The sequence below is a fragment of the Cytophaga sp. genome (assembly GCF_051961495.1).
Classification (GTDB): domain Bacteria; phylum Bacteroidota; class Bacteroidia; order Cytophagales; family Cytophagaceae; genus Cytophaga.
The window spans coordinates 1-11,558 of sequence record NZ_JBQCDF010000173.1 but is presented as its reverse complement, the minus strand read 5'-3'; the positions used below and the strand labels follow the sequence as shown (position 1 = coordinate 11,558).

Below are 11,558 nucleotides of genomic sequence, written 5' to 3'. Positions count from 1 at the left end.
AAAAACAAATAAACAACACAGTAGCTATAACCAACAGGCTTGGCGTCCTTGAATAAAATCCGCTTCCCGATTATACTGCATAATTATTTGTTTTTATTCAATTGGTATTGCTCAATTAACATCAATGTATGTTCTAATGATTGGTTATTGCTCCAGCTTTGATGACCGGGAATAACATATTTAGGCTTCCCACATTTCAGTTGAACCTTATGAATCGTTTCCGGCCAGGCAGCCACATTCGCATCTGACAGATTACCTAAATCTTTTGCCTCTGTACTTTTGATCAAACAGCCGCCATATAGAATTTTTTCCTTTTTAAACCATACTACAATATTATCAGTTGTATGACCCGGACCTGCATAATAAACTTCGAATTCATGCTGTCCCAGGCGGAATGTAGTATCTCCGGTAATCAAATATTGCGCGCGAGGTTCTTCACGTAACTGACTAATAGAATCTGTTTGTTTAGTTGTATATGTTTTGATTCCCTTTTTCCTATAATACACCAAACCTGCGGTTCGGTCTTCGTGTGAATGTGTAGCGATACACATCACTACATTCTTATTGTGTTTAATCCGGATGCTATCTAACAATGGTTTAAATTGTGTAGTGTCCCAGGGAGAATCCACCAATAATACCCCATTATCAGTTAATACATACATTCCATTTGCAGGGAATCTGGTTCCATTAAAAGATTGCCAGGTCGTATAAATATAAAAATCCCCGGTTAGTTGTGTGATCTGCAATTTTGAACTTTCTGTTTGCCCAAATGAAAAGACATTCAATAAAAAAAATGATAAAATAAGTAAATAGAGCTTTTGCATAAACAGGTTATTTGCTTAACATTTTATATTGATTCATGCTTATTAAATTCAAGCGATTGTATGCAATATAATCATTACCTATGTTAAGCAATAATATAATTTCATCAAAAGTCCTGTCTATATACAGAAGCTTATCCAAAATAAAGTTGATGAAATAATAAAAAACAATCTACGACAGAGAAAAATATTAATGAAAAAAGTATGTCAAAATCCCTGTCAATTATTTTCTGAACGAAGACTTTTTAAGTCCTATATTATACAATAGGACTTAAAAATAAACTGGTATGAAAATGATATTTTTCGCCAGTAGTCTTAACTATCCCATTTACCTGTATGTCGAGTTGGCATTTTACTATAGGATATTTATTCAGTTCAAATTTTGGTTCAGCATTGGAAATAAGAATATGCACTTCAGCTTGCTCAATCAAATCCACGCTGGATGTAATCTTATCAAATATTTTTTTGTACAACATTTTTTGTAAAGGTTCCTCCTGCACAAACATATCAAAATCAATATGCCAGAAATTGCTGGCAAAAGAAAATTGAAACTGATATCCGTTATTCATGCTATAAATAACATTGTGCACATTCAATGATACAATCTCATCAATGATTGATTTTAAAAACTCCTGCTGCGTTGATCGCCTTTTAACATCAAGCGCGTATTTATCAGACACATTGAACATAATTGTAAGAGATTAAAAAGATGAAGTATTATAGCCTTTATTATGGCTTAAAGATACTCCTTGCTTGCTAATATAACGTTTAACAAATGTTAAATAATCTATTGAATACAAATCACTTACACAAAAAAACTTACATCTCTTAAAAAAGAAAAAGCCTTACTCATCTGAAAATAAGTAAGGCTTCTTGTTTGAAAACCTGAATTTATTTTTTTGCCGGATTGAATTTTTGAATACGGTTATTGTCAGAATCCGCCACATATACGTTACCCAGATTATCTATAGCAAGACCCCGGGGTGTTTGAAATTCGCCTTCTGAAATCCCGGGAGTTCCCCATTTGGTTACATATTTACCAGCATCTGTAAATTTTTGAATACAATTTTTTTCAGTATCTGATACATATACAAAACCATCTTTATCAATAGTGATACCTAATGGATTAAGGAACTCTCCATCAGCTGAACCATATGTTCCCCATTGCATAATGTATGCGCCTGTATTTGAATATTTTTGAACACAATGATTCTTTCCGTCTACTACATAAACATTTCCGGTTGGATCAATAGCTATATCCGTAATCCAGGCAAAATGTCCATTCCCTGCACCCGGCTTTCCCCATTGCAAAATAAATTCTCCTGTACTTTTAAATTTTTGTATGCGATGATTGTCTCGATCAACAACATAAATATTTTCTTCCGAATCTATAGCCAATGCCATTGGATCATTAAATTGTCCCTGGCCTGCCCCAAAATTTCCCCATTTTGTAACAAACTTGCCTTCCGGACTAAATTTCATTATACAATGCTTCTGATTATCGGCAATAAAAATATTATTGTTTTTATCAATTGAAAGATCTGACAAAATTCCATACTGACTATTCCACTCTCCGATGTCACCCCACTTCGCAATGAAATCTCCTTGGGTATTAAATTTCTGTATATAATTATTATCCATTACATACAGGTTATTTGATCCATCAAAAGCAATGTTGGAAGGAAAATAAAATTGATCATTTGCATCAGTAGGGTTTCCCCAGAGCATAATAAAATGACCTGTCTCCGTAAATTTTTGTACTCGCTGGTTTCCTGCTTCTAATGTGTAAATATTATTCAAAGAGTCAACAGCAATTCCTGTAATTGCATTAAAATGATTTTCTGTGATACCTAACTTTCCCCACTTAGCTTTGAACACCCCATCATGAGAAAACTTCTGAATGCGGGCATTATTAAAATCCACAACATAAATATCTCCTTTTTGATCAAGCGTAAGACCAGATGGATAATTAAATTTACCTTTATCAACTCCATATCCTCCCCACGAAGCAACAAACTCTCCATTACCGGTAAATTTTTGAATACGGTTATTATTGGCATCGGCAATATATACATAGCCTTGCTTGTCAATAACAATATCTTCAGGTTCATTAAACTCACCGGAATTTACGCCTAAACCACCCCACTTTTTTAAAAATTTACCTGAGCTTGAAAACTTCTGCACGCTATGATTCCCACGATCTGTTACATATACATTATTCATGCTATCAATAGCAATACCTGTCAGATAAGCAAACTGTCCATCTCCTGTACCAAAGGTTCCCCATTGCGTAACATATTTCCCTTCTTTTGTAAATTTCTGAATCCGGTGGCCATCCAATACGTATAGAAAGCCCAATTTACCGAAGATCATACGGGACGCATCTGTGAATTGTCCCTCGCCAAAACCATATCTTCCGAACTTGGAAATAAGTTCACCTTTGTCATTAAAAATCTGAACACGATCAATATCCGTTACATATACATGATTATTACTTGTATCAATTGTAATACCCAATGGACTAATAAAAACCGGTGCTATGCTGGAATTTTTATAACCACTTATTTTCCTTTCAAAACTATACTCTTGTGCAGTGGTGATTGTATGTACGAATAATGCTATTGCTGTATAAAGTAGAATAGCGATTTTGTTTGTAAACATATGCGGATTAAATATTCTTTTTGTATTTATCATGCAACACATATAACCTGATACAGGTCTTTCCCAACGATAAATTGTTAAGTAATGTTACAAAATAAATCAGATAGTTAACAGTCGTAAAATATCTAATTTATTATTTCTCCTATATGAAAAGGTCATATCCTGTAATCGTTATTCTTTACCTTTTTTAAATACTATTCATGGAAGACCTCGTCAATGAACTTATACGAGAAGACCGTAAAGTAAGTAAACCCAATAACGACAAAAGGTCTCGCAATGCGAGACCTTTTGTCGTTATTGGGAATCCTGACTGATTATTGTTTAATCAAACGTTTAACCAATTTACCTTGAGTAGTTGATACTTCTACAAGATAAATACCTGCAGGTAGTCCTTCAACATTTTCGATTTTAGTAGTCTGAGAACTGAATACTGAAGCAGCATCCTGACTCATGATTGCTTTACCATCGATTGTGTAAACTACAACAGAAACGTTATCAAAGTTACCATTGAATTCTAAGTATGCATTCTCTGAAGCAGGGTTTGGATACAAGTCAATTGCAGTGCTTGACAATGCAGTCGCAACACCTGTAGGGGTACCTACTTCAACAGAAACATTCAACATAAACGGACTTGAAGCATCATTGCTTGAGATCATGATAGAACCTGTTCTTGGTGCTGAAGCGCTGTTTGGAGTACCTGCTACCATGATATATGCCGTTTGTCCAGGAGCAATAGGTCCTGATGGGAATATCTGAGTAGCCGTAAACCCTGCGGTTGCAATCACATTTGAAATTGTAAGTGGAGCACCACCAGTATTTTTCAGATTGAATTTATATGGAGCCACTGCAGTATTGATCGCATTGTATCCGATCAGAATATTAGGACCGCCATTTGTAACAACCAAATCATTTTTAGGAGCATCCAATACCTGAAGAGAAGCTGCTAATGGATCTATACCTTTAGCAGTAACATTTATCAGGAATGGTGATGAAGGATCATTACTTGTAATTGTAATCGTTCCATTAATTGTCCCAACCGTTGATGGAGTGGCAGTGATTGTAAACGTACCTGTTCCACCAGCAGGTATTGGATTTGGTGATACAGATGTTACTGCAAAATCAGGATTTGAAGACGTAATTGATGCGATATTCAGCGCTAATGAACCAGTATTATTAATTGTAATCGTTATAGGAGCTGTCGCTGTATTCTGAATCGCAGAACCTAGATCAACTACAGTTGCATTGCTGGTTATTCCAGGAATAGTAAGAATGGCAGTCGGAGCTGCTGTTCCGGAAACAGACACATTCAACGTAAACGGTGATGAAGCATCATTTGAAGCAATCGAAATCGCTCCTGTTAACGGTGTAGTTGTACTATTCGGAGTACCTGTTACTGTAAATGTTGCAGAAGAACCGGCTGCGATCGTTGTAGATGCAGGTTGGGTTACATTGAACCCTGTTACACCAGATACCACAATATTTGTTAATGCTGCAGGTCCTGTGTTCTTGATTGTGAATGTGTAAGGATTAGCTGCGGTATTCACAACTGCTGAACCTACAGAGATCGCCGGTGTATTGTTGTTTGCAACAACTGTTGTACCGTTTAAAATCTGCAATGTCGCAGTTGGAGCAGTTGTTCCTGTTACTGAAACATTCAACTTGAATGGTGATGAAGCATCATTTGAAGCAATTGTGATAACTCCTGTCAACGGTGTCGTTGAGCTGTTCGGAGTACCAACTACTGTAAATGTCGCTGAAGCACCGGCTGCAATAGTTGTTGATGCAGGCTGTGTTACATTGAATCCTGTTACGCCTGTTACTACTATATTAGTTAACGCTGCTGCACCTGTATTCTTGATTGTGAACGTGTAAGCTGTTGCTGCAGTATTTACAACCGCTGAACCTACAGAGATTGCCGGTGTATTGTTGTTTGCTACAACTGTTGTCCCGTCTAAAATCTGAAGTGTCGGTGTCGGAGCTGCTGTTCCTGATACTGAAACATTCAGCTTGAATGGTGTTGCAGCATCATTTGAAGCAATTGTAATTGTTCCAGTCAACGGAACCGTTGCACTGTTCGGAGTACCAACTACTGTAAATGTAGCTGAAGCACCTGCTGCAATAGTTGTAGATGCAGGCTGTGTTACATTGAACCCTGTTACGCCTGTTACCACTATATTTGTTAATGCTGCTGCACCTGTGTTCTTGATTGTGAACGTGTAAGCTGTTGCTGCCGTATTCACAACCGCTGAACCTACAGAGATTGAAGGAGCATTGTTGTTTGCTACAACTGTCGTTCCGTCCAGGATCTGAAGTGTCGGTGTCGGAGCTGCTGTTCCTGTTACTGAAACATTCAACTTGAATGGCGATGCAGCATCATTTGAAGCAATTGTGATCACTCCTGCCAACGGAACTGTTGAACTGTTTGGAGTACCTATTACTGTAAATGTAGCTGAAGCACCTGCTGCAATAGTTGTAGATGCAGGTTGCGTTACAGTGAATCCTGTCACACCAGACACTACAATATTTGTTAATGCTGCTGCACCTGTGTTCTTGATTGTGAATGTATACGGACTAGCTGCCGTATTTACAACCGCTGAACCAACTGAGATTGCCGGTGTATTGTTGTTTGCAACAACTGTTGTACCGTCTAAAATCTGCAACGTTGGTGTCGGAGCTGCTGTTCCTGTTACAGAAACATTCAACTTGAATGGTGATGAAGCATCATTTGAAGCAATTGTAATCGTTCCAGTCAACGGAACCGTTGAGCTGTTCGGAGTACCTATTACTGTAAATGTCGCTGAAGCACCTGCTGCAATAGTTGTAGATGCAGGCTGTGTTACATTGAACCCTGTTACACCTGTTACTACAATGCTTGTTAAAGCACCTGCACCAGTATTCTTGATTGTGAATGTATAAGGACTGGCTGCTGTATTAACAACTGCGGAACCCACTGAAATTGAAGGAGCATTGTTGTTTGCTACAACTGTCGTTCCGTCTAAAATCTGTAGTGTTGGTGTCGGAGCTGCTGTTCCTGTTACTGAAACATTCAGCTTGAACGGTGTCGAAGCGTCATTTGAAGCAATTGTAATCGTTCCGGTCAACGGAACCGTTGAGCTGTTCGGAGTACCTGTTACTGTAAATGTCGCTGAAGAACCAGCTGCAATAGTTGTTGCTGCAGGCTGTGTCACAGTGAATCCTGTTACGCCGGACACTACAATGTTTGTTAACGGTGCTGCACCTGTATTCTTGATTGTGAATGTGTAAGCAGTCGCCGCTGTATTAACAACTGCTGAACCAACTGAAATTGCCGGTGTATTGTTGTTTGTAACAACTGTTGTACCATTTAAGATCTGCAATGTTGGTGTCGGAGCTGCTGTTCCTGTTACTGAAACATTCAGCTTGAATGGTGATGAAGCATCATTTGAAGCAATTGTAATCGTTCCAGTCAACGGAACCGTTGAGCTGTTTGGAGTACCTATTACTGTAAATGTCGCTGAAGCACCTGCTGCAATAGTTGTAGATGCAGGTTGTGTCACAGTAAATCCTGTTACGCCTGTTACAACAATGCTTGTTAATGCTGCAGTTCCTGTATTCTTGATTGTGAATGTATAAGGACTAGCTGCTGTATTTACAACCGCTGAACCAACTGAAATTGCCGGTGTATTGTTGTTTGCAACAACTGTTGTACCGTCTAAAATCTGCAACGTTGGTGTCGGAGCTGCTGTTCCTGTTACTGAAACATTCAACTTGAATGGTGATGAAGCATCATTTGAAGCAATTGTAATCGTTCCGGTCAACGGAACCGTTGTACTGTTTGGAGTACCTATTACTGTAAATGTTGCTGAAGCACCTGCTGCAATGGTTGTAGATGCAGGCTGTGTTACATTGAATCCTGTCACACCTGTTACCAAAATATTTTTCAGTGGTGCTGCTCCTGTATTCTTAATTGTAAATGTATAAGCTGTTGCCGCTGTATTTACAGTAGCAGTACCTACAGAGATTGCCGGAGTATTGTTGTTTGTAACAACTGTCGTTCCATCTAAAATCTGTAACGTTGGTGTTGTACCTGTTACAGACACATTTATTTTGTAAGAAGGAGTTGCAGGATCATTTGAAGTGATTGTAATTGAACCTGTATTCACACCGGCAGCTGCTGGTGTACCTGTTACCGTGAATGTTGCACTACCACCTGCTGCAATTGCACCTGTTGGTGTAATAGCAGATGTTATGAATCCAGTTGTTGGAGTTATGGTTCCAATACTCAACGGACCAGTACCTGTATTTTTAACTGTAAATGTGTAAGCAGTTGCAGCTGTCGCTACTGGTGCAGAACCTACAGAGATCGGTGTTGTATTGTTTGCCGGAACAACTGTTGATGTTGCATCTTCGATCGAAATAGTAGCAGAACTACCGGTTACCGAAACATTTACAACATAGGTAGGTGTGGCAGGATCATTTGATTTGATCGTAATCGTACCATTATTCACCCCTGGTAATGCAGGTGTAGCAGTAACGGTAAATGTAGAGAATGCACCTGCAGCTATCGGGCTCGCAGGAGAAAGAGCAGACACTACAAAACCTGCAGATCCAAGTACAGAAGTAACACTCAATGGACCATTACCTGTATTTTTAATACTTAATGTATATGGCGCAGCAGGAGTGCCTGCAGTAGAAGCTCCTACATTCAGCGCAGGAGAGTTGTTATTTGCTACAACCGGAGAGGTAGTTAAACCGCCATCTAAAACAGCCAATTTAGAAGCTGTTGCTATTGCATTCAGATAGATTACATAAGTACCTTCATTAGTATCATTACTTTTAACAGTTATAGATGCAGATCTTGGACCAGCAACAGTACCTTTAGGCTTAAACATTACTGTAAAACCTGTAGCACCGAATGAACCGATTGAAGGGCTGAATGTCTGTGTTGTTGTAATAACAAAGTCAGTTGGATTTGCACCACCTAAAGTAAGGTAAGTAGGTCCTGTCAATGTCAATGTCTGTAAACCGTTATTCTGAATACTGAAGTTAATAGCAGCAGTACTATCACCAATTACAGCAGTACCCATGCTAAATGCACCTGTATTTGGGATATCTGTAGTTGTAGGTGAAGTTAAAGCCTTAATATTAATTTCCGGTTCAGGCAATGAATAACGGATATCATCAAAACGATACGTACGGGCAGCAACTGTCGAAGTAGCTCCTGAATATACTGCATTCGGATCTACAATCACATCAAGAGATCCAACGTTCGTTGCATTCAATGAGTTTGTGAAGTCAAATCTAAGATTTGTCCAGGTATTTGCTAATTTAACTGTATCCGTAACATTTTGAATAGTAGTTAAACCATCTGCAGTTTTTAGTGACATAGTTACAGCCACATTTGCATTTGGTGAGTATACTTTCATATCAATAATGTTATTTCCCGGAGAAAGGTCAAGCTTATTCTGACAAGGAGTAAAACGAACCGAAGTACCTGATGTACCTGTTCCTCTTAAAAATTCCCCTACAATAGAACTAGTATTGATACCTGTTGGAGCCGGATTGGCTTTAATTGTATTGAAATAATTTGTAGTTCCTGAAGTTGTCAAAGGGAACTGAACTCCTAAATATCTGTTATTTTCAAAGTCATTCAGAATGCTTGTTGCCGGAATACCTGTAACACATGGCAATGCACTTTCTAAACGAATATCATCAAAATAGATTTTACTACCGGAAGTTATACCTGACACGTCCGTTGGATCAAAGAAAATATCAATACCAAATACATTCGGAAGGTTTGCGGCAGAAATCGTAGACATATCGAAATAAAGACGATGCCATGTATTTGCAAAAACTGTATTCTGTGTATTTGCAACAGCATCATCCGGATATGTATCGGCATCAGCACCATCCGGTACTTTTGCAGATATCTGTATCGGTAAATTAGCTATCGGAGAATACACCAGCATACTGATGTATTTCTTTGTAGAAAGATCAATCTTATTACCGCAACCGTCATATCTGAACCCATCGTCATAAGTTGCAGTATTTATTGTCTTGGTAAATTGTCCAACATTCGCAGAAGTATTAACTCCACCTGAAACCGGATTTGTTACAGGAGCAGATAAAGCTGCTACTGCATAATCCAATGTTGTATTTGTATGGGTGTCGAAATCCTGAAGAATACCGGACAAATCATTTACGCACGGGTTAATACCATATTTAATTTCATCGATATAGAACGTACGTGCAGATACAGCTGCATTTGCAGGTAAGCTTGAGTAAGCCATCAATGGGTCAATCTGGATATCAAAACATTTGATATTAGCAGTAAGGTTTGTAGGGGTAATGATCTTACTCAAGTCAAATGTCAGAAGTTCCCACTGATTTGCCTTTGTAGTAGTAACATTGATATTACTTGAATAATCTGCATTGATAGGTAACCAACCCGTTGTCGTAGACATATCCGGTTTCTGAGGAGAAAGCGTGATCGGCACACCAACTGCCGGAGAAAAGAATAGTATCTGTACTGTAGGGTTCGCCGCAGTCATGTTGAATGATACGTATGTAGACGTAGCATGTGTTGTACCTGCAACAGTTCCGCAATTGTAGTAACGGATGATATCATATTTACCGTCCCATGCTGGGGTAGTTGTACCTGCGCTTGGACGAACATAACTTGCAACTGTCGGACTCAAATTTAGTCCGCCAACACTTGGATTCGCCGCAATTGGTGAAAATGCTCCTTTAGGTTGAAACGCAAGTTTAACATTGATATTACCATCGTAATCATCCAGAATGTTGTTCGTTGGTGACGCTGAACATGCTACAGCACTAGCTGTTAAATTCAATGTATAAGATGGTGAATTCGGATCAGTCGTTGTCAGAGTCATTGTGCTTGAGCTGGTAGTAGCTGTAGCCGGTGCATTGTACCCTACTGTTAAATACCCTGTAGCACCGATCGCAATTGTCTTAGGTAAAATTGGTGCTGTTCCCAATAAAGCAAACGGAGGAGTTGTGCCTGAGAATGTTGCAGCACTGATTGTTAAAGGAGCATCTCCGGTATTGGTAATTTTTAATATTTTATAACCAACGGAACTGGTTGTAAATGATCCCATCGGGAATGCAGAACCACTTGCCAATACATTAACTGTATCGTAAACAGTCATCTTAGGAGCCGTTGCATTTAATGTACCAATACCTGTAACGTTAATCGTATATGGATTCTCGTCCGGGTCATTACTTGCAATTGTTAAAACTGCATTCTTAGTACCTGTTGTTGTTGGATTAAATGTTACCACAAATGTTGTAGTAGCACCTAAAGCAAGTGTTGATGCCGATGGTTGTGTTGTTACTACAAAGCTCGAAGCATCAGTACCTGAAACAGCAACTTTTGTTGTACCCGTAAGATTCAGTGAAGTAAATCCTAAGTTTTCAATAGTGAAAGTAATTGCTTTCCCGGTTCCCGGAGGAGAAATCTGCTGGTTTTGGAAATCGTAGGTTGTTCCTGTTAATACATTGTTTGTTGCCTGACGCACGTTGATTTCCTGAATTGACGTAGTTCCTGGTTTCCAATAGTTACCAGTCATCATGAATAAAGAAACGCAACGAAGTGTATTACCGAAATAACCGGAAAGTGTAGAGTTTTTAATTACATCTTTCGTGTTTTTTGTTTCAGTATACATTGCATTCATCAACGTCTGGTTCGTAGAACCCATTACTGCGGTAGCAAACGTAGCAACGAATGTAGCATTGTGCGCATATCCGGAGTAGTTTCCACCTGTTTGGTAAAGCGGGCCACCTACGTTGCCAGCACCTCTCCCATTTAAATAAGTAGCAAGTTTACCACAAAGAGCTTTTGCCTGTGCATCGTTGCTCCAGATAACATCCTGCGCCATTCTCCATGGGTTACGGCAGGCATCATATCCATAACCATCTGTTGCGGCGTAACCAAGACCACCCGGGTTACAGGTGTTTCTTACACCACTCGGGTTACACCAGTCAGAAATCAAACCTGTTGTTCCATCAGCATTTGCATTGATCATTGTATATGCACCGTTTACAGCACTGTTCCATGCAGACGCATATGTTGGGTTA

4 protein-coding genes are annotated in these 11,558 nt (G+C 39.0%); all 4 read right to left on the bottom strand.

Features of this window, described 5'->3' with window-relative positions; all coding sequences use genetic code 11:
• Window positions 1-83: 83 nt before the first annotated feature.
• Complete coding sequence (gene bla / locus ACTHJT_RS09110; protein ID WP_440237713.1) at window positions 84-824, bottom strand: BlaB/IND/MUS family subclass B1 metallo-beta-lactamase; 741 nt, start codon at window positions 822-824, stop codon at window positions 84-86.
• Window positions 825-1,078: 254 nt separating this feature from the next.
• Window positions 1,079-1,501, bottom strand: a complete 423-nt coding sequence (locus ACTHJT_RS09105; RefSeq protein ID WP_440237712.1) for a hypothetical protein — start codon at window positions 1,499-1,501, stop codon at window positions 1,079-1,081.
• A gap of 211 nt (window positions 1,502-1,712) precedes the next feature.
• The gene (locus ACTHJT_RS09100; RefSeq protein WP_440237711.1) at window positions 1,713-3,482 is read right to left on the bottom strand and encodes a 6-bladed beta-propeller; all 1,770 of its coding nucleotides are present in this window, start codon (window positions 3,480-3,482) and stop codon (window positions 1,713-1,715) included.
• A 314-nt stretch (window positions 3,483-3,796) separates the two neighbouring features.
• Window positions 3,797-11,558, bottom strand: a 7,762-nt coding sequence (locus tag ACTHJT_RS09095) for a glycosyl hydrolase family 8 (protein ID WP_440237710.1), incomplete at its 5' end; no start/stop codon positions are given.

Coding starts and splice junctions, on each gene's coding strand:
- bla (WP_440237713.1), bottom strand. CDS start 824: ATGCAAAAGCTCTATTTACTTATTTTATCATTTTTTTTATTGAATGTC.
- ACTHJT_RS09100 (WP_440237711.1), bottom strand. CDS start 3,482: ATGTTTACAAACAAAATCGCTATTCTACTTTATACAGCAATAGCATTA.